At 67.9% G+C, this 23,156-nt stretch carries 19 protein-coding genes; 10 read left to right on the plus strand and 9 right to left on the minus strand.

Annotated elements, in window-relative coordinates; translation table 11 throughout:
• Window positions 1–1,536 carry a GspE/PulE family protein gene (locus ACJ8AT_RS14305; RefSeq protein ID WP_407738274.1) on the minus strand — a complete coding sequence of 512 codons (1,536 nt, stop codon included), beginning with the start codon at window positions 1,534–1,536 and terminating at the stop codon, window positions 1–3.
• A 612-nt stretch (window positions 1,537–2,148) separates the two neighbouring features.
• Between ACJ8AT_RS14305 and ACJ8AT_RS14310 the strand changes: the two genes are divergently transcribed.
• On the plus strand, window positions 2,149–3,534 hold the full coding sequence (locus ACJ8AT_RS14310; RefSeq protein WP_407738275.1) for a YwqJ-related putative deaminase: 1,386 nt from the start codon (window positions 2,149–2,151) through the stop codon (window positions 3,532–3,534).
• On the plus strand, window positions 3,531–3,977 hold the full coding sequence (locus ACJ8AT_RS14315) for a toxin-antitoxin system YwqK family antitoxin (protein ID WP_407738276.1): 447 nt from the start codon (window positions 3,531–3,533) through the stop codon (window positions 3,975–3,977). The genes ACJ8AT_RS14310 and ACJ8AT_RS14315 overlap by 4 nt, the downstream gene beginning before the upstream one ends.
• A gap of 75 nt (window positions 3,978–4,052) precedes the next feature.
• On the opposite strand, the gene ACJ8AT_RS14320 is transcribed toward ACJ8AT_RS14315, so the two are convergent.
• Together ACJ8AT_RS14320 and ACJ8AT_RS14325 are read right to left on the minus strand one after the other, a co-directional pair.
• Window positions 4,053–4,967, minus strand: coding sequence for a phosphorothioated DNA-binding restriction endonuclease (locus ACJ8AT_RS14320; protein WP_407738277.1), 915 nt, complete (start codon window positions 4,965–4,967; stop codon window positions 4,053–4,055).
• 53 nt (window positions 4,968–5,020) lie between these two features.
• Window positions 5,021–6,412 carry a serine/threonine protein kinase gene (locus ACJ8AT_RS14325; protein WP_407738278.1) on the minus strand — a complete coding sequence of 464 codons (1,392 nt, stop codon included), beginning with the start codon at window positions 6,410–6,412 and terminating at the stop codon, window positions 5,021–5,023.
• 116 nt (window positions 6,413–6,528) lie between these two features.
• Between ACJ8AT_RS14325 and ACJ8AT_RS14330 the strand changes: the two genes are divergently transcribed.
• Complete coding sequence (locus tag ACJ8AT_RS14330; protein ID WP_407738279.1) at window positions 6,529–6,807, plus strand: DUF485 domain-containing protein; 279 nt, start codon at window positions 6,529–6,531, stop codon at window positions 6,805–6,807.
• 8 nt (window positions 6,808–6,815) lie between these two features.
• A complete protein-coding gene (locus ACJ8AT_RS14335) occupies window positions 6,816–8,429 on the plus strand; it encodes a sodium:solute symporter family transporter (RefSeq protein WP_407738280.1) in 1,614 nt (537 codons plus the stop codon).
• A gap of 114 nt (window positions 8,430–8,543) precedes the next feature.
• Here the strand turns inward: ACJ8AT_RS14335 and ACJ8AT_RS14340 are convergent, their stop codons facing one another.
• Window positions 8,544–9,323 (minus strand): DUF4476 domain-containing protein, encoded by a 780-nt coding sequence (locus tag ACJ8AT_RS14340; protein ID WP_407738281.1) that lies wholly within the window; start codon window positions 9,321–9,323, stop codon window positions 8,544–8,546.
• 63 nt (window positions 9,324–9,386) lie between these two features.
• The gene (locus ACJ8AT_RS14345; RefSeq protein WP_407738282.1) at window positions 9,387–11,456 is read right to left on the minus strand and encodes a neutral/alkaline ceramidase; all 2,070 of its coding nucleotides are present in this window, start codon (window positions 11,454–11,456) and stop codon (window positions 9,387–9,389) included.
• Window positions 11,457–11,703: 247 nt separating this feature from the next.
• Here ACJ8AT_RS14345 and ACJ8AT_RS14350 point away from each other — a divergent pair, with 247 nt between their 5' ends.
• Window positions 11,704–13,251, plus strand: coding sequence for an N-6 DNA methylase (locus ACJ8AT_RS14350; protein ID WP_407738283.1), 1,548 nt, complete (start codon window positions 11,704–11,706; stop codon window positions 13,249–13,251).
• A gap of 118 nt (window positions 13,252–13,369) precedes the next feature.
• Window positions 13,370–13,960 (plus strand): superoxide dismutase family protein, encoded by a 591-nt coding sequence (locus ACJ8AT_RS14355; RefSeq protein WP_407738284.1) that lies wholly within the window; start codon window positions 13,370–13,372, stop codon window positions 13,958–13,960.
• A gap of 108 nt (window positions 13,961–14,068) precedes the next feature.
• On the opposite strand, the gene ACJ8AT_RS14360 is transcribed toward ACJ8AT_RS14355, so the two are convergent.
• Both ACJ8AT_RS14360 and ACJ8AT_RS14365 read right to left on the minus strand, forming a co-directional pair.
• Window positions 14,069–16,354 carry a glutamine amidotransferase gene (locus ACJ8AT_RS14360; protein WP_407738285.1) on the minus strand — a complete coding sequence of 762 codons (2,286 nt, stop codon included), beginning with the start codon at window positions 16,352–16,354 and terminating at the stop codon, window positions 14,069–14,071.
• 33 nt (window positions 16,355–16,387) lie between these two features.
• The gene (locus ACJ8AT_RS14365; protein WP_407738286.1) at window positions 16,388–17,146 is read right to left on the minus strand and encodes a DUF4159 domain-containing protein; all 759 of its coding nucleotides are present in this window, start codon (window positions 17,144–17,146) and stop codon (window positions 16,388–16,390) included.
• Between the two features lie 58 nt (window positions 17,147–17,204).
• On the opposite strand from ACJ8AT_RS14365, the gene ACJ8AT_RS14370 reads away from it, so the two are divergent.
• The 4 genes from ACJ8AT_RS14370 (at window position 17,205) to ACJ8AT_RS14385 (ending at window position 21,421) form a co-directional block, all read left to right on the plus strand.
• Window positions 17,205–17,465, plus strand: coding sequence for a molecular chaperone DnaJ (locus ACJ8AT_RS14370; protein WP_407738287.1), 261 nt, complete (start codon window positions 17,205–17,207; stop codon window positions 17,463–17,465).
• A gap of 9 nt (window positions 17,466–17,474) precedes the next feature.
• Window positions 17,475–18,182: a hypothetical protein gene (locus tag ACJ8AT_RS14375; RefSeq protein ID WP_407738288.1), complete on the plus strand. Its 708-nt coding sequence runs from the start codon at window positions 17,475–17,477 to the stop codon at window positions 18,180–18,182.
• 102 nt (window positions 18,183–18,284) lie between these two features.
• The gene (locus tag ACJ8AT_RS14380; RefSeq protein ID WP_407738289.1) at window positions 18,285–19,829 is read left to right on the plus strand and encodes a hypothetical protein; all 1,545 of its coding nucleotides are present in this window, start codon (window positions 18,285–18,287) and stop codon (window positions 19,827–19,829) included.
• Between the two features lie 32 nt (window positions 19,830–19,861).
• Window positions 19,862–21,421 (plus strand): beta-ketoacyl synthase N-terminal-like domain-containing protein, encoded by a 1,560-nt coding sequence (locus ACJ8AT_RS14385; RefSeq protein WP_407738290.1) that lies wholly within the window; start codon window positions 19,862–19,864, stop codon window positions 21,419–21,421.
• 10 nt (window positions 21,422–21,431) lie between these two features.
• Here ACJ8AT_RS14385 and ACJ8AT_RS14390 read toward each other — a convergent pair whose 3' ends face one another.
• Together ACJ8AT_RS14390 and ACJ8AT_RS14395 are read right to left on the minus strand one after the other, a co-directional pair.
• Window positions 21,432–21,986, minus strand: a complete 555-nt coding sequence (locus ACJ8AT_RS14390) for a hypothetical protein (RefSeq protein WP_407738291.1) — start codon at window positions 21,984–21,986, stop codon at window positions 21,432–21,434.
• Between the two features lie 40 nt (window positions 21,987–22,026).
• Window positions 22,027–23,118 carry an RNA polymerase sigma factor RpoD/SigA gene (locus tag ACJ8AT_RS14395; RefSeq protein ID WP_407738292.1) on the minus strand — a complete coding sequence of 364 codons (1,092 nt, stop codon included), beginning with the start codon at window positions 23,116–23,118 and terminating at the stop codon, window positions 22,027–22,029.
• Window positions 23,119–23,156 lie beyond the last annotated feature (38 nt).

Genomic DNA, 23,156 nt, shown 5'->3' on the forward strand with positions numbered 1-23,156 from the left:
TCACCCGTGCCGCTCGTCCCGGGTGGCGATGATGTGCCGATAGGGGATGACGCGGATGAGCTCGTCCACGGTGGTCAGGCCCGCGGCGATCTTCTCCAGCGCGTCGTCGACCATGGTCTTGAAGAAGTGCTCGCGGGCGTATTTACGGATCTGCGCGTTGTGGGCCCCCGAGGCGATGAGATCCTGCAGCTCCGCATCCAGCACGAGCAGCTCGAAGAGACCGACGCGCTTGCGATAACCGGTATGGTGGCAGTAGTCGCAGCCCCGGCCCGCCATCAGCTTCACGCCATCCAGCAGGTGGCCAAGCAACGCCTTCTGTTCATCAGTGGGCTCGCGTGGCTCGGAGCACTTCTCGCAGATGCGGCGCGCGAGCCGCTGGGCCAGGACCGCGAGCAGCGCGTCCGCGATGTCCGTGTCATCCAGCTCGAGCCCTCGCAGGCGGCCGACAGCGCCCACGGCGTCCGCGGTGTGGAGCGTGCCGAGGACGATGTGGCCGGTGCGAGCGGCGTTGAGGGCGGTGCTGCCCGTCTCCAGGTCGCGAATCTCTCCCATGAGGAGCACGTTGGGATCCTGGCGCAGCAGGGCGCGCAGCAGCACGGGGTACGGCATCTGCGGGCTGACCTGCTTCTGGTTCACCTTGGGGACGAAGTACTCGATGGGGTCCTCGGCGGTGATGATCTTCCGGCGCCCATCATTGAGCTGGGCCAGGGCCGAGTAGAGCGTGGTGGTCTTCCCGCTGCCGGTGGGGCCGGTGACGAGCACGAGGCCCTCGGGGTTGTTGAGCAGTTGCAGGAGCACGTGCTGCATGTCCGCGCTCATCCCGAGCTGCCCCACCGGGACGAGGCCCGCGTGCGAGTCGAGGATGCGGATGACGACGTCCTCACCGGCGGGGCTGGGCACCACGCTGACGCGGTAGTCGATGACCTTCCGGTTGTCCTCGCCGCGGTCGATGACGGCTTGGATGCGCCCATCCTGGGGCTTGCGGTGCTCGGTGATGTCCATCTCGGCGAGGATCTTGATGCGGTTGACGACCTCCTGGACGATCTCCGGGCTCATGTCCGTGTAGATCTGGTGGAGGATGCCATCGATGCGCAGGCGCAGATCCACGTCGCCGGGGTAGCTCTCGATGTGGATGTCCGAGGCCTTTTTCTCCACGGCCGAGGAGAGAATGGTGTCAACGAGCTCCACGGCGGTGGGCTGGGCGCGCGAGGGAGGACGCGGCCGGATGACGAGATCCGCCGTGACGCGAGGTCCGGCGCCGAAGCCAGTCTCCAGCGCGGATTCAATCTCGTAGCGGTTGAGCCGCACGGGGCGGATGGGGCGCTCCAGGAGATCGCCGATCCGGGTGATGATGTGCGGATTCTCGGGGTTGAGCATGCCGACGGTGACCGTCGCGTTGGGAGCCGCGGGGTCGACCTTGCCGAGCACCACGACGAAGTGGCGGCGGCAGAACGGCTCCGGCAGCATCTGCAGGGAGTGGCGGTCGAGCGTGTACTGGGAGAGTTCGGAGAAGTTGTCGTCGGGCGCTTGCGCCATGCCCCCAGGCTATACCGGGAAACGGTCCAGCACAGCGCCCCCGAGTTCACACGGAGCGTGCGAGCGGACTCACTGATCAGAGCCTGGTTACCAGTCCGGCTGGCACGTAACGGGCCTTTCCGGCCGCTGCTGCTTGCAGAGGTAGCCTTCGATGCACGGATGAGCATCCTGCGGATTGCACGGAGCTCTGCACAACCATGCGTCGCAGATCAGTCCATCGCTACACGGAGGGTACCCATCGCCACACCGCTCGATGCACTCCAGCCACACCTTGCCTGGACGCGCCGAATCGAAGCCCACCTCGCACTCGCCGCCTCGCGGACACGAGGTCTGCTGGCACTGAGGCCCGTACACTTCCGCGCACGCCGAGGAACCTCCTTCGTACCGAACGCAGCGCTGCCCTGTAGGGCACCCGCGCCCCTCACACGTAGGCAGACATAAGGGCTCTGGCTCAGCGTCCGCGCAGAAGAAGCCCTCGGGACACGCCGCTGCGTCCCCTTTCTGGCATGGCCGAGCACACCACCTATCCTTGCCGCCACATCGCACGCAGTGCCACTGCATGCCAACCTCCTACGCTATCATCCCCCAGCGTTCTCTTCCATGAGGGGTCTCGTGCGGTTCATCGGACTGATGCTGTGCGGCTGGATGGTCGCTTGCGCATCCACGGGACCCGCTCAAGAGGGAACAGCCGCGGAAGACCTCTCGACGCTCGAAGAGGAATGCGACGAAAGAAGCGTGCTCGCGCTCTGCTCCTCGGGACAATGCGAGCTGTTCTGGTGTCGAGCCGTGGCCCCGTACCTCGCGGCAGGCCAGCCGCCGCGGAGCCCCACCGGTGGATGGAACTCCCTACCCGGTTCGATCGGCTTGCACGTGGGGACAGCGGCCCTGCGAACCCAGGCTGATACCCCTCTGTCCGGGCGCATCGTCAAGGCCAGCGGTCCTCGGTGGCTGGCCTCACCTTCCGTCGAGGGGCTCCGTGTTTTTGATGAGAGAGACGTGGTCCAACAGCTCGTCCGCCTGCAAAAGCCTGGGGATGTCGCAGCCTGGTGGTCCTCGGGGCCCAAGGTTCATCCCGACCAGTGGCTCCACTCGCTCTCCCATTGGGAAGTCGAGTATCTCCAGGCCATGACCGCGCCTACGGTCCCTGCCCCCCTGCGCATGCACCCACCCGTCGAGCCAGGCAAGTTGACTCCGCAGGAAACTCGAGAAGCGGCGCATTGGGTGGGGGAAGGAGCGGCCGCCGAGCAGAAGTACGCTCACTTCGAGAACAGGCGGAGGATTGTGGCCCACTACGTGCTCACGCACCCGGCCACCATCCGGCTGCAGGTGGGCCTCTACGGGCTGGTCAGGGACTCCAATCCCCTCCACTTCGCGCTCGAGCGGGGCTGGCAGGTGGGCCGAGGCAAGGAGATGTTCACGCAGACGGACGTGTCCCGGCTTGGTGCGGCGGCGGAGTTCTTCGCTGCGCTGGCGGTGGGCGTAGCCGTAGACAAAGCGCTGGACCTCGCCCATCCGCAGGCAACGAGCAACAGCTCCGCGCCGTACATGACGCCGGACGTAGAGAGAGCCTTCGTCGAGGCGGTCCGCCTGCGCGCCGCCCATCTGGTCGAGGTCCTCTCACTCAGGGAACGCGGCCCAGTCCTCACAGGCGTTCTCGACACGCGGACGGGGAGAACGTTCTTTGGCATCAATCAAGAACGCCCGCCTGACAATCTGTATCCACTCCTGCAGCAAAGGCTTGCTGACTACCTCAAAAAGACAGGTGGAGTCACACCTGAGCGCGCAGGGGATCCCGGCGCGCACTCCGAGATCGTCGCCTTGAACCGGGCTCTATATGAACGAGAAGCGGTGCTGGGCCGCCCAATCGAGCCTCAAGAACTCTCTGAGTTTGTGCTCCATAACCGTTCCCTCCGAGGCGCGACAAAGATCGAGGGTATTCCGCCACCTTGCCCGAACTGCAAAGCCATTCTTCCACCTGGAGTTGAAATCCTGCCATGACAGAATTGCCCCGTGTCAACTTCGAAGAGATCGATGTAGGTGAAGAGCAGTTGATGTTCTGGAAGGGCCAAGCCTTCACCGGGATCGCCGTCGAATTCTTCCCAGACGGCACTCTTCGGAGTGAAGAGTATCATCTCAACGGGCTGCGACACGGCCCCAGTCGCGAATGGTATCGCTCAGGCCAACGCAAGGAGGAGATGACCCTCTGGTACGGAGGGCTCCATGGCTACAAGCGCGAGTGGAACGAGCAGGGACGCCTCATCTCCGAAGTGCTTGGCGAGTTGGGCATCGGGATCGCGGAGAAGAGATGGGATGAGCAAGGCAGATTGATCATGGACTGGCACATCGGCCCAAAGGACAGCTTGTATGAGATACTGCTTATTAAACGGAAGAAGTGGGGCCAGTCCGCCCCGCCACTCCCCGAAGCCAACCTCCTGCCATGACAGACCTGCCCCGCGTTGACTTCGACGATCTCGATCTTGGTGACGATCAGTTGATCACCTGAAAGGGCCAGCCTTTCACAGGGATGGTCGCGCCGGATTCTTGAAGACCTCCTCCGTGTGCCACTTCACGTATTCCATTCGAACAGGCGCGTGGCCGTGAACGGGGCCGCGCAAGGATTGAAGATGGTACTGCCCGAAGGACTTCTCGGTGACCTCGTCACCATGGAGCCGACTGGAGATCAGGACACGAGAGTCGCCACTGATACCAATGACACCGAGATCCAAGCCCTTGTGGTGGAGCGGACAAAGGCAGATACCGTTTTCGATGGTCGACGGGCCGCCATGCGAGTGCCAGCGAAGGTGCGCGGCTTCGACAAGGACCGTGCTCATTCCATCCAAGATGGGAGCAAGCCCACAGACCGCGCATTTGTAACCATAGGCGTTGAGAACTTGCTCTCGGAAAACGGGATCCCGCTTTGCGCGCTGGGACACAGCCTCTGAGAGATCAAGGCCTACGGCAGTGACCAGGTCATCGTGGTACGACGCTGGGAAATGCTCATCGAGCAGCATGTGAGCAATCTGCCGAAGGAGCTCGGGCTTCATCCGCAAGAGCTCATCAATATCTTCAGGAAACCCACCTTTGGCTTTGAGCCTCATCTCAGTCATGAGAGGTCTCTTCTCGCCTTTACCTTTATCGAGCTTCTCGCCACCAGGGATCTCCCACAGTCCATCTGTCTGGAGGTGCCAGAACGGCAGTTCCGGCTGCTGGTCGCCACGAAGCGGGCGGCCATAGGTGTTCAGCAAGCCTTCTAGCTTCTTCTCCACCTCGGAGAAGGGAACCAGCCTTCGTTCGCCTCGTTGCACGCGTCCCAGCGCGAGCAGCAGCAACAGCGGCTTGTGCGGAGCACGCACGCCGTCATTCTTCGCCGTTCTGATCTTCGGAATGGCGTCGAGAAGGCGCTGCTCAAGATCGGGCCCAGGAGGAATCACGGGAGGATGGTATCCCGTCTTTTCCCGTTGGTCATGGTTGGCAGTGCCACCTCCTACTCGGGTTCGGAGGCCGAGGGACGTGATGTGGAAAGCGAGGGGGCGTAGCAGCTGCTCTTCCACTCGAAGGAATTGTCGGCGCATGGGGGCACCTCATCCGCGAGGCGCTTCCAACATCCACCGTTGATCTCGGTCTCAGGCTTGCTGCACGGGGGCAGACGCTGGCCTGGGAGAGGATTCTTCGGCATGTCGACGCGGATCCCTCTCTGTCCCGGTGCTGTTGCCTCCACCTCCACTCGTGCCGAGAGCGCGGTATCCGCGATGCGCGCGGGGCCTGCGTCTGGCGACTCCTTGTCAGGCTCTTGCCGCGCCACCTCCTCTGGCCGCCCCATGGGTTGCCAGGACGCTGCCCTCCCCAGGACGGCCAGCAGCACTCCCGCAGCCACCACAGCGAGCCCCCAGCGCCACGCTCGCGTCTGGCGCGGTGGGACGGGCTGAGCCGCGCGCCTAGCAGAAACCCGACGCTGAAGCGGCATGATGAGCTGATCGGCCTCGCGTCCCGCCTGCCTCGCCGCGCGCTCGAGCGCCTGGGCCACCTCGCCTGCACTGCCTCGTGCGGAAGGCTCGTGGGCGAGCATCTGAACGATAAGCGCCGACAGCTTCGCATCCAACGACACCCATCTCTCCGGCGGCACCAGCGGGCGCTGCACCCACCGAGGGCCTTGCTCGGTGCCCTCCACATCCACCGCGACAGGCGGATACCTGCCCGTGACAAGCCGGTAAGCCATCACGCCCAACGCGTACACGTCATCCGCCGGCCGGGCCTCATAGCGAGTCGTGAGCTGGCGCAGGTGTCTCCACTGGAAGTGCAGTGCCTCGGGACTCTGGTACTCACGTGTGCCCGGGGGCGGAAGCTGGCTCGTCAGCACGGGAGCCCCGCGAAAAATCCCCAGGCCGAAGTCCATCAACATCGCCGTGGCGTCTGATTCCCGGACCAGCACGTTGTCGCCCTTGATGTCCCGATGCACGCCGCCCACCGCGTGCGTGGCCTCCACGGCGCGGGCCACCTGAGCCAACAGCCTCAGGCCCTGGCGAGAAGTCAGGCGATGCCGCAACGCCCACTCGTACAGCGACACGCCCTCCACCCATTCCATCACGAGGTACGGAAACGGCGTCTGCTCCGGTCCCATCCACCAGCCCCGGCCCTGAAGCCGAGGCACCTGCGGGTGACGAATGCGCGAGAGCAGCTCCGCCTCGCGCTCGAAGCGGGGATCCAGGGGGTGAAGGGCCAGCTTGAGGGCGAAGCTTCCCGCTTCCTCGTGCCCCACCTCCTCGACTCGGTAGACGACGCCGTAGGCACCCCTGCTGCCGCGGTTCAACACGCGCCAGGAGCCCACCAGGGTGCCAGGAGGCAACGCCGCCGGGTCCACCACATGCGATAGTTCCATGGGCTCACTCCTGGCGTGTTCGCGGGTTCACCCTCGCAACCCGGACACCCTACCCCAGAGGTGGCGAGAGAGCACAAGACCGCCATAAGGTGGCTTCCTCACGAGGAGCGCTGCCCATGTCCCAGAATCCCAAGGAAGATGCCCTGGAAGTCCTGGCTGCTCGCCGCTGGCGCGTGGCCGCTTCCCTCACCGCCGCCACCTTGGTGGTCTACTTCGGCTTCATCCTGCTCATCGCCTTCGACAAGCCCCTCATGGGCCGCTTGATCGCCCCGGGACTGTCGCTCGGCATCCTCCTCGGGGCCCTCGTCATCGCCGTCTCATGGGGGCTTACCGGCCTCTACGTCCGATGGGCCAACGGCAAGTACGACAGCGAGATCCACCGCCTCGGGCGCTGAGGGACACCATGAACAACGCCCCTGCCACCACCGCGCTCGGCCAGCCCAACCTCACGGCCATCCTCTTCTTCCTCGCCTTCGTCAGCCTCACGCTCGCCATCACCTGGTGGGCGGCGCGCCGCACTCGCACCACCGCCGAGTTCTTCGCCGCCGGCGGCGGAGTCAGCGCCCTGCAGAACGGCTTCGCCCTCGCCGGGGACTTCATGAGCGCCGCCAGCTTCCTCGGCATCGCCGGCCTCGTCGCCCTCTCCGGCTTCGATGGCCTCATCTACTCGGTGGGCTGGCTCGTGGGCTGGCCCATCGTCACCTTCCTCGTCGCCGAGCCCCTGCGCAACCTGGGCAAGTACACCTTCGCGGATGTCGTCGCCTACCGGCTCCGGCAGACGCCCGTGCGCCTGTCCGCCGCCGTCGGCACCCTCACCGTCGTCAGCTTCTATCTGATCGCCCAGATGGTGGGCGCCGGCAACCTCATCCGCATGATGTTCGGCCTGTCCTACGAGGTGGCCGTCTGCATCGTCGGCGCGGTGATGATGCTCTACGTCCTCTTCGGAGGAATGATCGCCACCACCTGGGTGCAGATCGTCAAGGCGGTGCTGCTGCTCGGCGGGGCCACGGCCCTGGCGCTGGCCGTGCTCTGGCGCTTCCACTTCAACCCGCTGGCCCTCTTCGAGGCCGCCGCCACGCAGTATGGCCCCGAGGTCCTCGCTCCCGGCAAGCTCGTGTCCAGCCCGCTGGAGGCCATCTCTCTGGGCCTGGCGCTCATGTTCGGCACCGCCGGCCTGCCCCACATCCTCATGCGCTTCTACACCGTGCCGGACGCCAAGGCCGCTCGCGGCTCCGTCTTCTACGCCACCGGGCTCATCGGCTTCTTCTACCTGGTGACGTTCATCCTCGGCTTCGGCGCCTCCGTCCTCGTGGGCCGCCCCGCCATGGCCGCCGTCGACAAGGGCGGCAACATGGCCGCGCCCATGCTCGCCGAGGCCGTCGGTGGCACCGCCTTCCTGGGCTTCATCTCCGCGGTGGCCTTCGCCACCATCCTCGCCGTGGTGGCCGGCCTCACGCTCTCGGGCGCCGCGGCGCTCTCGCATGATCTGTGGACCAGCGTCGTCCGCAAGGGCAAGGCCCCCGAGGCCGAGCAGCTGCGCGTGGCCCGGCTGGCCAGCCTCGCGCTGGGCATCCTCGCCATCCTCTTGGGCATCGTCTTCAAGGGGCAGAACGTGGCCTTCATGGTGGGCCTGGCCTTCGCCATCGCCGCCAGCGCCAACTTCCCCGCCCTGCTGCTCTCCATGACCTGGAAGCGCTTCACCACCCGAGGTGCCGTGGCCAGCATGCTCACCGGCTGCGGCAGCGCCGTGCTCCTCATCTTCCTGTCCCCCACCGTGCAGGTGGACCTGCTCGGCCACGCCTCGGCGCCCTTCCCCTTGAAGAACCCGGGCATCATCACCCTGCCCCTCTCCATCCTCGTGGGCGTGGTGGTGTCGCTGCTCGCTCCCGAGCCCGATGCCCAGGCCCGCTACGCCGAGGTGCGGCACCGCATGCACGTGGGACAGGGCGCGCCTGCTCCGGCTCCCGTCCCCGGGCCCGAGCCCGTTCCCGCTCCGGTCCCCCCGCGTGGCACCTGAGCCCCGCCGCGCGGGAGCCTGAGCCGAGCCGCCGGGCCCGCTCAGAAAAGCACTCGGCCCGCCCCGGACTCTTTCGAGCCAGGACGGGCCGAGGAACCTCCCGGTGGGGAACGGCTATCTGCCGATGATCTCGCGCAGCTGGTCCTTCTCACCCTGGAAGCTGAAGGCCTGGTAGAGCTGGAAGCCGTTGTTCTGGTCGAGCACTCGCGGCCAGAGCGCCCGCACCGCGTTCAGCTTGTCATCCCCGAAGGAGAACTTCTGGAGGATCTTCAGCACCTGCGGCACCAGGAAGTACTGGCTGCCAGCCGCCGACTCGAGCACCTGCATCTTCCCATCGCCGAACTTCTCTCGCGAGATGGCGGCCAGCAGCTGCTGGAGCTGGGCCTCCGAGACCGGCTGCACCGCCGGCACCGGGGCCGGGGGAGGAGGCTGAGGAGAGGAACCCCGCCGCCGGAAGGAGTGCAGGTCCGGCGCGTTGGTAACGTCCGCCCGGACGCCATTCATCTCCTCCCGCACCTTGCGCAGCGCGTCACGCAGCTCCCGGACGTCACGGCCGTTGCTGTGATCGGCACGCTCCATGGCCCGGCCGAGCTGATCCTCCATCCGCGCCAGCCGCTCGATGATGGCCTCACGATCGATGACGGCCAGCGCGCCGTGCCGCCGGAAGCCTTCGGGAACCTCCCAGTCATCATAGCCCTGGCCGTTGTTGCCGTAGGCCTGCGGGGGGGCGTTGTTATAGCCGGGGCCAGTGTTGGAGTACCCAGGCACCGGCGTGGGGGCGGGCTGGGAAGGCCCCGTGGGCTGGCCCGGCGGGGGCGGGCGCTGGAGTCCCTGGGTCTGGGCCGCGGCGGCGGCCGACATCAGCATGACAACGGAGAGTACGAGAGCCCTCATGGCTGCGTCCTTGTTGGGGGGTAGCTGCCCCTACTGACGCATAAGGACGCCCAGCATTCAACTTTAGTTGACGGTGAATTCTCGCGAATACCCCGTATATGCGCGGATCAGCCCGTCCCAGCCGGACTTCCAGTCTCCGTCATGCCGGATGCGGTAGGTGCCCGGCGTCGTCGTGGAGGGGATCTTCCACTCGATCGTCACGTACGAGCACGCCAGGGTGGGCGCGCAGTTGTTGCGCTGCCACTTGTACTTCGTCTCCCAGTCCCAGTCGTACGCCACCGTCACCCAGGAGGTGCCGGACTTGCGCTGCACCTGGAGGAACGAGCCCTGGCGCCGCAGGTTGTTCTTCGGGTGGGCGCCCCAGAACCGCACCGACACCGTCTGGCCCCGCGTGTACGAGGCGCTCGCGTCCGTGTCGACGCTGCCGAAGTCCACCCACAGCGGCTTGTCGTCGAACACCACGCCGGTCTGCAGCGTCGTCTGATCATTGCGCAGATCCCTGGGCGTGGGCCCCGCGGCCACCGTGGTGCCGTTGCGCAGCGCCACCGCCAGCTTCTCCGTCTCCTGCTGCACCGCGGCCAGCTGCCACGGCCCGAAGTGCGTGGAGGCGCCCTCGTAGTCCTGCTTGGCGTACTCCTCGCGCGTGGTGAGGTAGCCCGCGTAGGCGTTGGAGAGCCCGGCGATGACCACCTGATCCACTCCCGTGGGCGCCAGCTGCGTGAGCACCGCCTGGCGCAGCCGCCGGCCCGCCATCGTCGTCATCTCGAAGGGCACCGCCACCAGCGCCAGGTTCCCCAGCGTCACCACCTGCAACGGCAGCACCTCGGGGGTCCACGGGTACGGCGTCTGGCTGCCCGTCTCCAGCACGATGGGCTTCTCGCCCTGGCAGGGCGTGGTGGTCACCGCGCAGGTGAAGGCGCTCCACAGATCATGCACGTCCGCACAGGTGGCGCCCTCCTTGCCGTAGCCCGGCCCGTCCTCGGCGCCGGCGATCATGGAGACGCCGATGGCCGCCGTACACGTGGAGTGCGAGGCCCCGTCCGTGTACTGCGGCGCCACCGGCACCGCGTCCATCTTCACGTAGGTGTGCCGGTAGTCCACCGCGCCCGTGAGCGGCTGGGTGGCGCCGTCATAGAGGGACTTCGCCAGCGTGTACTGCTTGCTGCCGGCCAGCTCCGTGCTCTCGAAGTCATTGGCGCCGCCGCCGTTGGTGCCGCCGTAGATGTTGGGCGTCACGTCGCCCTCGTTGCTCTGGGCGAACGCGGCCACGAACGTCTTCGAGGCCAGGTAGTTGGACCCCTTGGCCTTCTCGAAGAGATAGGAGGCGTAGCCCTTGTTGTCCCCGCTGATGAGCAGGTTGTCGTTGCCCATGGACGTGCCGTGCACGGCGAACCAGTTGAGGGCGCCCACCTCCGTCCCATCCGTGGCCTGCAGCCGCAGCATCGTCATCTTCTTGTCCGTGTCGTAGGCGTACTGGCCGCGCTCGGCGGAGGGATCGAGCAGGTACGCCTCCGGCGAGCGGTTGATGCTCGCGTTGAGCAGGTCCCCCGAGTTGATGCGGATGGTGCCAGCCGCCAGGTTGGTGTTCGCCCGGATGATGGCCTGGACGATGCCATCCACGATGGCCTCGAAGTTCTGCTGGTCGTAGCCGAGGATCGTCAGGTTGTAGAGCGCGTAGTGCGAGAAGCCGCCCGGCCCGCTGTGCGTGTGCGTGGCGCTCAGCACCACGTTCGCGTCCGTGTAGAGGGTGCCGTACTTGGCCTGCAGCCGCTCCACCACCTGCTGCTTCACGCCCTGGAAGATCTGCCCCAGATCCGCGCTGACGAACGCCACGCGCTTGCCGTTGCACGGCGAGGAGATGACGAAGGCCCGCGCGCGCAGCCGCTGGTGGATGCCGGCCGTCTTCTGGTCGATCATCGCGTAGCCCATCATCCCCAGCTCCGCCGCCGGGCCGGTGACGTCGTAGATGCCCGAGCCGATCTGGAAGGACGTGTTGCCCGCGCAGGGGCCCGTGAGCGCGGAGGACTCCGGCACGGCCGCGGTGGGCGCCTCCGCTTCGGGGGCCTCGAGGGAACAGGCGCTCAGCGCCAGGAGCAGCGCTCCAAGGAACAGGGAACGAGACGGTCTCTGCATGGATCAACCCTCGCCGCGAGCCCGCGGCAGTCGAAGCGTTTCCGGTCCGTCCCATGCGCAGGGGACAGACCCGAGATTGTCGTGGAGGGAGCCGTGGAAGTTGCCACTTCCGCTCCTGGTGGAGAAATCGTATCTGGCACGACTTGCGAGGATGAGGCCCGGAGACCCTTTTCGGGAGCTCGGCCGAATCCGTCCGGAACAAACGAGAGGGCAGAGCCGACTCCCGGCGTGGGTAGGATGGGCGCGGATGCCGGTGCTCGACGAGGAGGCGCTCGTTCATCAGTTCCCTGGGATCGACCGGCGGGCGCTGGGGGCCTTCTACACCCCTGCCCCGCTGGTGGAGCGCACGCTGAAGCTCGCGCTCGCGCACCTGGGAGAGGGACCGCTCACGGTGGTGGATCCGGCCTGTGGCGCGGGAGCCTTCCTCGCCGCCGCGGCGAGCCTGCGGCCCGAGGCCCGCCTGTGCGGCCTCGAGCTGCTGCCCGAGGTGGCTCGCGTGTGCCAAGCCCGTGTGCCCGGCGCGCAGGTGCACGTGGGTGATGCCCTGCGCGGAGGCTTGCAGCCACTGCTCGGCCGCATTCCTCCGGACCACCGCGAGCTGTGGGTGGGCAACCCGCCCTACAACGGGACCTCCGCCCTGCTGAAGGACCGGGCCGCCTGGTCCCGCCTCCGAGCGCTCTTGCCGCTCGCGCTGCCTTCGGGGACGAGCCTGCGGGATGACTTCGCCTTCTTCCTCCTCATCGCGGCGCATCGGCTCTCCGTGCGTCCGGGCGTGCTCGCCTTCATCACTCCGTCCAGCCTGCTCGATGCCTTCCTCTATGCCCCGCTACGCCAGGCCCTGCTGAACACGCTGAGCCTCCGGGCCGTGGTGGATCTGGGCTCGGGCGCCTTCACGGGCACCCAGGTCCGCACCTGCATCACCGTCTGGAGCTCCCTGCCCGGCCGCGCGAAGCCTCCCTCGTTCGAGCGAGATGGCAGGCGCTCCACCTTCACTCCCGAAGCTCCCGAGTGGCGGCTCGCTCCCACGCCTGTGCAGGCCGCGGCGCTCGATGCCCGGTGGCAGGCCGAGGGCGAACCGCTCACCACGCTCGTCCCGGTGAGCTTCCCCGGCCTGAAGACCCGCTTCGATGAATTGCTCGTGGATGAGGACCCGGAGCGGCTCCTCGAGCGCCTGCGCCACTTCGCTCGGACTCCCGCACGCGGGCTGTCCGCCTTCGCGCGAGCCCACGGCATCCCCGAGCCGCTCCTGCCCAAGCTCCGCGCGCTGAAGAAAGGCCCGGCCCTGCGCGTGGAGGCCGAGCGCGTGCGCCCCTTCTTCCGCTACGCCGGGGCCCGCCATCGAGGCTCTCTCCCGCCCGAGGCCCGCGCCTTCTGCTACCTGGATCGGCGGCTCATCCCTCGCGGAGATCACCGCCTGCGCGGGCTGTATGATCCACACCTCGGCGCGGTGAAGCTCCTCTTCAACGTGCGCGAGCTGCCGCTGTCGGCCGCCCTGCTCGAAGAGGAAGGCTGCGTCCACGACCACCGCCATGCCCGGTTCGCCCCGCTCCTGGTGCCCTTGCGGATCCGCGATGAGGGGCTCGCTGTGGCTCGTACCGCGCGCTCCCTCGAAGAGCTGGGGCCGCTCGTCCCGAACCTCTCCCCCCGGGGGCTCGCTTGGGCCGAGCGGCTCGGCGGCCCGCTGCACGTCTTCCGTGAGCTCGTCCGCTTCCTCAATGGCGCCGAGGTGCAGGAGCACTGGGCCCCTGTTTTTGGGGCCTCGCGCGTCGTTCCCGTGCCGCTCCCTCCTGAGTGAGCCCGGACCGCGCTCCTGTTGAGCCACGAGCAGCCGCGAACTTCTGGCGAGCAGGTGGCCCCTTCCATGGCTAGTGTGCGGCCCGCTTCGCCATACCCATTCCAGGAGGAAGCCCCTCATGAAGTCTCAAGCCCTGCTGACCGTTGTGAGCCTCGCCCTCGCCGCTCCCGCTCTCGCCCAGAAGGCCACCCCCGCGGCCGTGCGAGAGAAGACCGTCGACTCGGCGAAGAAGGACGACAAGCCGGCCACGGCTCCGGAGACCAAGCCCGGTGACACCGCCAAGGCGACCCTCAAGGATGCCAAGGGCCAGTCGCTGGGAGACGTGACGCTGGAGCAGACGCCCCATGGCGTCCTCATCAAGGGCACGCTCTCCAACCTGCCCGCGGGCACGCACGCCATCCACATCCACGAGACGGGCAAGTGCGACGCCCCCGAGTTCAAGACCGCGGGCGGCCACTTCAACCCGAACAAGAAGACCCACGGGATGATGTCCCCGGGCGGCAAGCACGAGGGAGACCTGCCCAACATCACCTCGACCCAGGATGGCAAGGCGCAGTTCGAGTTCTTCGCTACCGAGGGCCTCACCGTGCAGTCCCTGATGGACGCGGATGGCTCGGCGATCGTCGTGCACGCGCAGGGGGACGACTACAAGACGGACCCGGCCGGCAACGCGGGCGGCCGCGTCGCCTGCGGCGTGGTCTCCAAGTAGTTCTACTGGCCCTGCTTCCGTGAGGGAGAGATCAACGGGGGCGCCCTCGCCCCCTTCTTCGAGTGCTCGATCAGGCTCGAGCGCCGCTTCAGGCGCGTCTCTTCCTTCTCAGACGTAGCCGAAGCGGCGACGCGCGAACCACTCGGCTCCCAGCAGCGCCACCAGCACCACCAGGTAGTACCAGCGATCCCACAGGGGCTGATCCTTCGCTCGGCCCACCTCCACCACCGGCGGATCCAACAGCGGCACCTCCGGCATCGCACTCTCCTGCTGCAGCCGGTACGCCTTGCCGCCCGTCACCTTGGCGATCTGCTCCATCAGCTCCGGCCGCACCGAGGCGTCCGACAGCTCCGGCCCCACCGCGCGCACCGCCACCGCGTCCTCGCCCTGGCCCAGATCCGTCTCGCCCTTCTTCGCCGTGCCCATCAGCTTGTACGGCCCCGGCGCCGGAGGCGGGAACTCCAGCCGCACCACCCCGTCCGGCCCCGCCGTCCCCGTCTGCACCGCGATCGTCTTCTGCGTGGCCACCGAGAACAGCTCCACCCGCACCTGCGCATCCTGCGCCGCCTGGTAGTCCGCCGTCCGCGCCGACACCACCACGCCCACCGGCTTGCCCGGCTCCACCGAGGGCGGATCCGCCGTCACCTTCAACGTCGTCAGGTCCGGATCCCTCACCAGCCAGCGCAGCGCGTTGCTCCAGAAGCGGTCATAGGTCCGGTTCGGCGAGCCGTCCTTGTGCGAGGTGAAGGCCCAGTACCACGTGCCGTCCGTGGCCACCGTCATCGCTCGGCCCCGCCCGTAGTCCCACACCGCCACCAGCGGCGCGTTCTTCCCATCCACCAGGTGGAACGGGTGATCCACCAGCACCGTCGCTCCCGGCCGCGCCCGCGTGGAGTTGATGCCTGGAATCGCCGGCAGCTCCGCCCACGCGGACTCCGTGCTCGACACCCCGGTGCCCAGCGCCGTCACCGGGTGGCGCAGGCCGTCCGGCGTCAGGCGCGCCTTGAACGGCTCCGGGTTGGCCGGCCCCGCCGCTTCCACCGGCAGCGCCTCCATCAGCGTGGGCATCGTCGCCCGGCCCTCGCCCAGCACGCTGTCGCCGCCAATCATCACGATGGCGCCGCCGTTGAAGACGTAGCGCTCCAGGTTGCGCTCGTACTCGGTGATGGCCAGCGACGGATCCGCGTACCCGAAGTTCTGGAAGATGACGACGTCGAAGGTGCTCAGCTTCGTGTCGAAGATCTCCTCCATGGGGAACGGGATGAGCGACAGCTCGCGCTCCTGGCTCACCACGCCCGGATCATCCGACGTGGTCCGCAGGATGTAGAAGGACACCAGATCCACGTTCGCGTCCTGGCGCAGCAGGCCTCGCAGGTAGCGCTCGTCCCACGAGGGCCGCCCCACCACCAGCAGCACGCGCACGCGGTCTCGAATCACCTTCAGCGTGAAGGAGCGCGTGTTGTTGTCACTCACCGCCTCGTCCGGGAAGGTGGGCACCGTGACGGTGTAGACGAAGCGCCCCGTCTGGTCCGGCGTGAACGTGAACGCCACCGGCTGCACGTCGTCCGACGAGCCCAGGTGCACCGTCTTGCTCGCCACCGTCTTGCCCTCCTGGCTGAGCACCACGGGGATGTCCTTGCCCGAGAAGCCCCGGCCGTGGATCTCCACCTCCACCGTGAGCGAGTTGCGCACGAAGGCGAAGTCATCCACCTTCAGCCCCTCGACGGCCAGATCCCTGAGCGCCTCCTGGCCCACCAGGAAGGTGGACACCGGCACGCCCAGGTCCGTCAGCGCCGCGCGCGCCTTGCCCACCGCGCCCGCCGCCAGCTCCGTGTTGTCCGCGCCGTCACTGAAGAGCAGCACCCCGGACAGCTTCCGCGAGCCCTGCGAGCCCGCGCCCACCGCCCGCAGCGCCGAGAGGAGGTCCGTGGTGCCCGCCCGTGGAGGCTCGTTCTGGAGCGTGGCCGGAGTCACGGGCGCCAGCTCGGGATCGAACCCGTACAGCTCGACCGTGAACTTGTCCTGCAGCGCCGCCAGCGCGGGCGCGGCCTTGTCCAAGAAGCTGCCCACCAGCGCCGAGCGCGAGGGGCCTCCCGGCTCGCCCGGGAAGCTCATGGAGGCCGAGCGGTCCACCAGCACCGCCACCCGGTTCTTCATCCGCGCCACCTGCAGGTGACGGATGCCGGGCTCCAGCAGGAAGAAGAGCGCGGCGACTCCGGCCGCCACGCGCAGCACCCAGAGCAGCGCCTTGCGCGCACGCGAGGGCTCGCGCCGCACGCCCCAGGCCGCCAGGGCGATGCCCAGCACGAGCCCCACTCCCAACAGGGCCATCACCCACATGGGCAAGGGCGAGAGGCTGACCAGCTTCCAGTCGTTGAAGGGCTGTGAGTTCATCAATCGCGCTCGGCGGGGAGCAAGGCCCCGCGGTCAGCGCCGCTTGTTGAGGATGATGGGCAGGTGGACGGCGTCGTCCTTGTAATCCAGGCAGAGGGCATACATGCACAGATTGATGCCGATGCGGATGGCCAGCTCGCGCTGGGGCTCGCCGCCGGGAGAGACATCGAACTCGTAGTCGCCGGACTCGGTGCGGGCCCAGGCGCCCGCCAGGTCGTTCTGCGAGTACATCACCGCGGCGCGCTTGCCCAGCATGCAGGCCAGGAGGTTGGGCTTGTTGAGCAGCCGCCCCGGCGCCGCGTCCAGCAGGAAGAACGTCTTGAACACGACATGGGTGGAGGGGACCATCGTCAGCGGGCTCTGCGGCAGCACGCGGGAGATCTCCCGGCGGAAGCTGGCGTCGAAGCCGTCTCCGTCGCTGCCGTCGTTGGCGTCCGCCAGCACGAAGCCGCCGAAGGTGAGGTAGCGCCGCAGGTTCTCCACCTCGGCGTTGCTCAGCGGCGGGAACTCGCCCTCGCCGCCGAAGTAGAGGAACGGGTACTCGAAGATCTCCGAGCTCTCGAGCAGGCACGGCCGGGCCTCGGGCAGCACCTCCACCGAGGTGCGGCGCTGCAGCTCCCAGGCGATGCGGCGCAGGCCGTTGAGGCGCGCGTCCCACCGCCCGCCATGCTTCACCACGGCGGGGATGAAGCGGCTCTTCTCACCGAAGGCGGAGGCGCGCCCCGGCAGCAGCGGCAGCAACGCGGCCGTGCCGAGCAGGAGGTTTCGACGGGTGAAGGGCCGGGCGCTCATATAGGGGGCTCTATATACCGTCGACGCCTCGTTGCATTCCCCGCTATAGAGGCCCCCCATGGCGAAAGGCGGACAAACGCCCAGAGATCCGGCTTCCCAGGAGATGCTCGCGGCCTGGAGGCAGATGGAGTCGGGAGACGTGGCGGGCGCCCGCCGTGAGGCCCACCGCATCCTCGCCGCCAACCCCGCTCCGGACGACCGGGCCCAGGCCGAGGAGCTGCTGCGCCGCACGCAGACTCCACCCGCCGTCTATGGTTTTGCCGCGCTGGTGCTGGCCATTCTCCTGCTGCTCGTCGCGCTGGCGCTCTCGCGCTATTAAGGTGATGCCGTGGAAGCTTTCATCCAGGCGCTCAAGGCGTATCAGGAGTACAACCCCCAGGGCTGGGTGGCCCTCTACCGGCTGCTGCCCATGTGGGCGGGAATCGTGTGCTGTGCGCTCGGGCTACTGCTGCTGTTCTTCGGCGGCGGGCGTGTCTTCCGGTTCGTCGCCGGTCCGCTGGGCGCCGTCATCGGCCTGGCGTGGACCTCCGTCATCGCCAGCAAGCTGGGGCTGACCGCGCTGGATCCGCGCCTGCCCTCCCTGGTGGCGGCGGTGCTGGCGGTGGTGGGCTTCCTCTTCCCTCCGGCCATCGCGTTCCTGGGCGTGGGCATTCCCCTCGGGCTGATCGCCGGGCAGATAGCCGGGCCCCAGGACTTCCTGCTCGGCTTCGCCCCGACCGTGCTCATCAGCGGGCTGGTGGGCGCCATTGCCCACCGCATCGTGGGCGCCATCGTGTCCTCGGCGGTGGGGGCCTGGGTGCTCGTCATTGGCGCCCTGGCGGCGCTGTACCAGTTCGTCGGCCTGGTGGCGACGGTGGCCAACCAGCCCTGGGGCGTCATTATCGCGGCGGGCCTGTTCGCCCTGGCCGGCAGCGTGTACCAGCTCGCCGTGCGCCCCTCGCCCGAGGAGGCGGACAAGATCCGCGCCGAGAAGGAGCGGCTGAAGCTGCGCAAGGCCGAGCAGAAGGCGCTCGAGAAACGCTGGGGCGTCAAGTAGTCCGGCGGACAGGCTTCCAGGCGCCAGCCGCTATGCTTTACCTGACTTGCCGCGGCGCGTAGAGTCCGCGCCCTTTCCCACCTCCAGGGAACACCGACACCCATGGGTCAGGCCAAGCGCAAGGAGAAAGCGAAGGCGAAGAGCCAGGAGCGCGCTCGGGAGAAGCGCGTGGAGGTGGCGCCCGCGCAGCCCTCCGAGAAGGCCCCCCAGAAGGCTCCGGAGAAGGCCCCCGAGAGCGCCAGCCCCGCCCCCCCGCAGGAAGCCCCCGCGCCCAAGTTCACCCCCTGGGCCAAGCCCGAGGGCCTGTCCCGGCGAGGCTGGGCGCTGCTCGTGCTCACCCTCGTCGTGCTGCAGTTCCCGCTCCTCCACTACGCGCTTCTCCGCGGCGAGCCCGCCGTCACCGCGAAGGTGCCCTACGAGCAGAACTTCTCGGATCCCGCGGTGGTGGAGCGAGACTTCTCCTCCGTCGGAGGCTACTGGCGCGTGGTCAACGGCCAGCTGCTCGCCCCGCAGGTGAAGAACAACCCGCTGTGGCTCAACGCGCGGCTGCCGGACGACGTGCTCGTCGAGTTCGATGTGCGCTCGGAGTTCCCCGAGGGCGACGTCCGCCTGGAGCTGTTCGGCGACGGCACGGATCCGGGCTCCGGGTACATCCTGGTGCATGGCGGGTGGAACAACACGCTGTCGGTCCTCGCGAGAGAGGATCTCAACGCCCCCTCCTTGAGATCGCTCCAGCAGAAGGCGCAGCTGGAGGCCGAGAAGAAGGGGCTGCCCACCACGGATCTGGTGAAGACCGGGGTGTACTCCCAAGACACCAAGGTGCGCGTGGAGGCCAGCGGCCTCCCGGTGCAGGCCGGCCGCACCTACCACTGGCGCGTCGAGCGGCGCGGCACGCTGCTGCGCTGGAGCATCGATGGCCAGCCCTTCCTCGAGCTCACGGATCCGTTCCCGCTCAAGGGCCGCGGGCATGATCGGCTTGGCCTCTCGGGCTTCGAGTCGGAGATCTACTTCGACAACCTGCGCGTGCTGCCGCTGGATGGCTCGGTCCCCATCACCGAGGCCGCGCCGCCGCCGCCGCCCGTGCCGGCCGGCCCCTTCGCGGACACCTTTGATCGCGACACGCTGGGCGCTGACTGGGACGTGACCAACCCGGCGGCCGTGACGCTGGAGAACGGGGCGCTGACGGTGCAGTTGGCGCACAACCGGCCGGTGTGGCTCAAGCGGCCCATCCCCACCAACGCCACCATCGAGTTCGACACCTGGACGGACGATCCCCAGGGCGACATCAAAGTCGAGGCGTGGGGCGACGGGCGCTCCTTCTACGCGGGCGATCTGCGGATGCAGTACACGGCCAGCGGCTACGTCTTCATCTTCGGCGGCTGGCGGAACACCGAGTCCGTCATCGCCCGGCAGACCGAGCACACCCCGGACCGGGCCGTGAGGGACGGCAAGGCCGTGGAGCCGGGCAAGCACTACCACTTCACCATCACCCGCCGCGGCGCCACGCTCGAGTGGAGCGTCGACGGCCAGCCCTTCCTCTCCATGCGGGATGCGTCCCCGCTCGAGGGCCCACGCAATCAGTACTTCGGGTTCTCGGGCTGGGAGACGAAGGTGCACTTCGACAATTTGAAGATCCAGCCGCTGTAGCCATCGGCTGAAGAAATCAGGGGAACAGACACGTGCGCAGAGTAGGAATCTTCGGCTGGGGTGTGGTGGCCCCCCGTTCCAAGGACATCGAAACCTTCGAGCGCAATCTGGCGGCCGGGGACAGCTGGCTGTCCCCCTTCAACGGCTTCGGGCCGGACAACTTCCTGGTGGGGCAGCCGGACTTCGACTTCGCCGAGTACAAGCCGTGGGTGGATGCCCGCTTCCCCTCCAGCCGCTTCGCCCAGCTGGAGAAGAAGATGGGCAAGCCCACGCAGTACGCCATCGCCGCGTTCACCCAGGCGCTGCGGCAGAACCCCGGGCTCGAGCAGGAGCTGCAGGCGCTGGGCACCCGCGCCCATGTGTACGTGGGCACCGGCCTGGGCGACCTGCCGACGATCCATGACATCACCCTGGAGTTGTACCGGGCGCAGCGGCGGTGGGATCGGTTCTGGGCGGAGCCCTCGCGCAACTCGGCGCTGCGGCAGTGGCACGAGACGCGCGAGCCTCGGCCGGGCATGCCTCCCGCGCCGGAGACGGTGGAAGAGCTGGAGCGCGATCAGGCCGAGGAGGCCTGGTGGCACTACTGGGCCGGGCAGTCGCCGGAGCTGCGCGAGTACCTGAGCGAGCTGCGGGAGATTGAAGGGCTGGGCGTGGAGGGCGCGGTGGAGTCCGCCAAGCTCGCCGTCATCAAGGAGAAGCGCACCCGCAACGCGAAGCTGCAGAAGAAGTGGAGCGCGCCCGAGCCGCCGTGGAACTCGGTGTCCTCCAACGTGCTGTGGAACATCCACAACTCGCCGGCCTCGCAGATCTCGATGATGGGGAAGATCACCGGCATGACGTTCGCGCCGGTGGCGGCGTGCTCCTCGTTCGGCTACGGGCTGAAGCTGGCGATGGACGCCATCCAGCGCGGCGACGCGAAGGCCGTGGTGATGGGGATGACGGATCCGCCGCCGCACCCGCTCGTGGTGGGTGGGTTCTACAACGCTCGCGTGCTGGCGGCGGATGGCAGCGTGTCCAAGCCCCTCACGGAGCTGCGCGGCACGCACGTGGCGGGCGGCTCGGTGCTGTGGATCCTGGGAGACCTGGAGCACTTCACCGCCAAGGGCTTCAAGCCGCTGGGCATGGAGCCGGTGGCGGTGGGCGTCACCGCGGACGCTGACCACATCATCACCCCCTCGAAGGAGGGCCCGACGGCGGCCATCCATGCGGCGCTGAGCGCGGCGCACTGCGCGCCGGCCGAGGTGGGGAGCTGGGATCTGCACGCGACGGCGACTCCGGGAGACTTCCTGGAGGTGGAGACGCTGCGCGGCCTGCTGCCGGAGTCGGTGCTGGTGACGGCGCGCAAGGGGACGTTCGGCCACGGCATGTCGGCGGGCGGAGGCTGGGAGCTGACGGCGCAGTACCTGGGCTATGCCCGGGGCCACATCTTCCCCACGCCGCTGCAGAGCACGGAGCTGAACCGGGAGATCGGCAAGGTGCACAGCCGCTTCGTCTACAACCAGGAGACGCCAGCGCCCTCGGGCGTGGCGGGCAAGCTCTCCATGGGCGTGGGCGGCATCAACGCCTGCGTCATCTCGCGCCCCTGGCGCTGAGGCTCAGCGCTCACTTCGGGAACTTCGCCGCCGCGTCCTTCTCCAGGGCCGCGGCGGCCTCCGGATCGATCGCCTTGAGCAGCTCCCACTCCATGCCCGAATCCCGGTCGGCGTGCTTCCACACCTCGTTCTGGATCATGAGCTGCCGGTGCGCGCTATCGATCATGGCGGACTGGGCGCCGGTGAAGGAGCTCGACGCGGGGTTCACCAGCACCTGCCGCGAGGACACATCGACGCGCAGCACCTGCAGCGTCGAGCCCTTGCCCTTCTCCTCCTTCCCCTCGACGAGCATCCGCGTGTACGAGGACGCCAGGCCGCTGCCCTTGTCCGTCTCCTTCCAGTCCGTCTGCAGGACGTAGCCCTCGGGCGACTTCTCCTCTTCGAAGTAGTAGCCCTGGTCGTCAATCACCGCCTTCACCCGGGGCCAGATCTCCGAGAGCGGCTGCTTGTAGACGTGCTCCACGGCCCGGTCCTTCAGGTAGTTCTCCTTCTGATGGGACGCGCAGCCCGTCATCAAGCAGAGCACCGCGGCCACCCACACCGGCAATCGCACCCAACGCATCATCCCTGCCTCCGCTGGCCCCGCCCTTCCGGGGCCTCGAGTGTCACCCCTTCGGCACGGCCACCAGATCAAAGTCCGGAATCCGCTCGCGCATGTACTCGCGCATCCGGTTGATGAGCGCCGCCTCGATCTGCCGGGCCCGCTCGCGGCTCACCCCGTACTTGTCGCCAATGTCCTGCAGCGTGAGCGGCTCGTCCGCGGTCAGCCGGTTCTCGAAGATGAAGCGCTCCTTGCCCTCGAGCGTCTTGGCGAACTCGGCCAGGTTCTCGCGGAACAGCTCCTTGAGCTCCTCGTTGCCCAGCCGCTCCTCCGCCCCCGCCGCCGTCGAGTGCAGGTAGCGCTCGGCGCGCGTGTTCTTCGGATCGTCCCCCAGCGGCGCGTCGATGGACAGCTCGTCGTGCCCCAGCCGCTGATCCATCTCCACCACGTCCTGCTCGGTGACGTTGAGCCGCTCGGCCAGCAGCTTGGGGCTGGGCTCGAAGCCCTGGGCGATCAGCCTGTCCTGCTCCTGGCGCAGCTTGAAGAAGAGCTTCCGCTGGGCCTCCGTCGTCCCCAGCTTCACCATCTTCCAGTTGTCCATGATGTAGCGGAGGATGTACGCCCGGATCCACCACGCGGCGTACGAGCTCAGCTTCACCCCACGGTCCGGATCGTACTTCTTCACCGCCTGCATCAGCCCGATGTTGCCCTCCTGGATCAGATCCAGCAGGGCCAGCGGGTTGCGGTGGTACTCGTGGGCCAGCTTCACCACGAGCCTCAGGTTCGAGGCCACCAGCCGGTAGGCCGCCTGCACATCCCCCGTCGCCTGGTACTTCTTGGCCAGCTCGTGCTCCTCCTCGCGGGTGAGCAGCGGGTGGCGCGTCACCTCGGCCATGTAGGCCTGGAGGGGATCCTTGCGCGTGAGCCCCACCTCTCCGGCCGGAGCCAGGGCGATGGTCCGGACGGCGGGCGCGTGCCCCTCTTCGATCTCGGCGTCTACCTCGGCCAGCTCCTCGGGCTCGGGCTCCAGGGCCTCCGGCTCCACGGTGGCCTCGGACTCGAGCTCGGGGGTCTCCGCCTCGGACGAGGGGGCTACCGGCCGCTTCGTACGGGGCCGGGAGGCCGGGCTTTTGGTTCTCTTCCTCCCATTCGCCATGGGGTCTCCATACAGCAAAGTGCGGCTCTTGTTGCCAG

Origin of the sequence: Hyalangium sp. (assembly GCF_045802625.1) — a bacterium.
Classification (GTDB): Bacteria; Myxococcota; Myxococcia; order Myxococcales; family Myxococcaceae; genus Hyalangium.

Excerpts from the sequence above, each read along its gene's own strand:
- ACJ8AT_RS14305 (WP_407738274.1), bottom strand. The coding sequence starts at position 1,536 with ATGGCGCAAGCGCCCGACGACAACTTCTCCGAACTCTCCCAGTACACG.
- ACJ8AT_RS14315 (WP_407738276.1), top strand. The coding sequence starts at position 3,531 with ATGACAGAATTGCCCCGTGTCAACTTCGAAGAGATCGATGTAGGTGAA.
- ACJ8AT_RS14325 (WP_407738278.1), bottom strand. The coding sequence starts at position 6,412 with ATGGAACTATCGCATGTGGTGGACCCGGCGGCGTTGCCTCCTGGCACC.
- ACJ8AT_RS14330 (WP_407738279.1), top strand. The coding sequence starts at position 6,529 with ATGTCCCAGAATCCCAAGGAAGATGCCCTGGAAGTCCTGGCTGCTCGC.
- ACJ8AT_RS14335 (WP_407738280.1), top strand. The coding sequence starts at position 6,816 with ATGAACAACGCCCCTGCCACCACCGCGCTCGGCCAGCCCAACCTCACG.
- ACJ8AT_RS14340 (WP_407738281.1), bottom strand. The coding sequence starts at position 9,323 with ATGAGGGCTCTCGTACTCTCCGTTGTCATGCTGATGTCGGCCGCCGCC.
- ACJ8AT_RS14345 (WP_407738282.1), bottom strand. The coding sequence starts at position 11,456 with ATGCAGAGACCGTCTCGTTCCCTGTTCCTTGGAGCGCTGCTCCTGGCG.
- ACJ8AT_RS14350 (WP_407738283.1), top strand. The coding sequence starts at position 11,704 with ATGCCGGTGCTCGACGAGGAGGCGCTCGTTCATCAGTTCCCTGGGATC.
- ACJ8AT_RS14355 (WP_407738284.1), top strand. The coding sequence starts at position 13,370 with ATGAAGTCTCAAGCCCTGCTGACCGTTGTGAGCCTCGCCCTCGCCGCT.
- ACJ8AT_RS14360 (WP_407738285.1), bottom strand. The coding sequence starts at position 16,354 with ATGAACTCACAGCCCTTCAACGACTGGAAGCTGGTCAGCCTCTCGCCC.
- ACJ8AT_RS14365 (WP_407738286.1), bottom strand. The coding sequence starts at position 17,146 with ATGAGCGCCCGGCCCTTCACCCGTCGAAACCTCCTGCTCGGCACGGCC.
- ACJ8AT_RS14370 (WP_407738287.1), top strand. The coding sequence starts at position 17,205 with ATGGCGAAAGGCGGACAAACGCCCAGAGATCCGGCTTCCCAGGAGATG.
- ACJ8AT_RS14380 (WP_407738289.1), top strand. The coding sequence starts at position 18,285 with ATGGGTCAGGCCAAGCGCAAGGAGAAAGCGAAGGCGAAGAGCCAGGAG.
- ACJ8AT_RS14390 (WP_407738291.1), bottom strand. The coding sequence starts at position 21,986 with ATGATGCGTTGGGTGCGATTGCCGGTGTGGGTGGCCGCGGTGCTCTGC.
- ACJ8AT_RS14395 (WP_407738292.1), bottom strand. The coding sequence starts at position 23,118 with ATGGCGAATGGGAGGAAGAGAACCAAAAGCCCGGCCTCCCGGCCCCGT.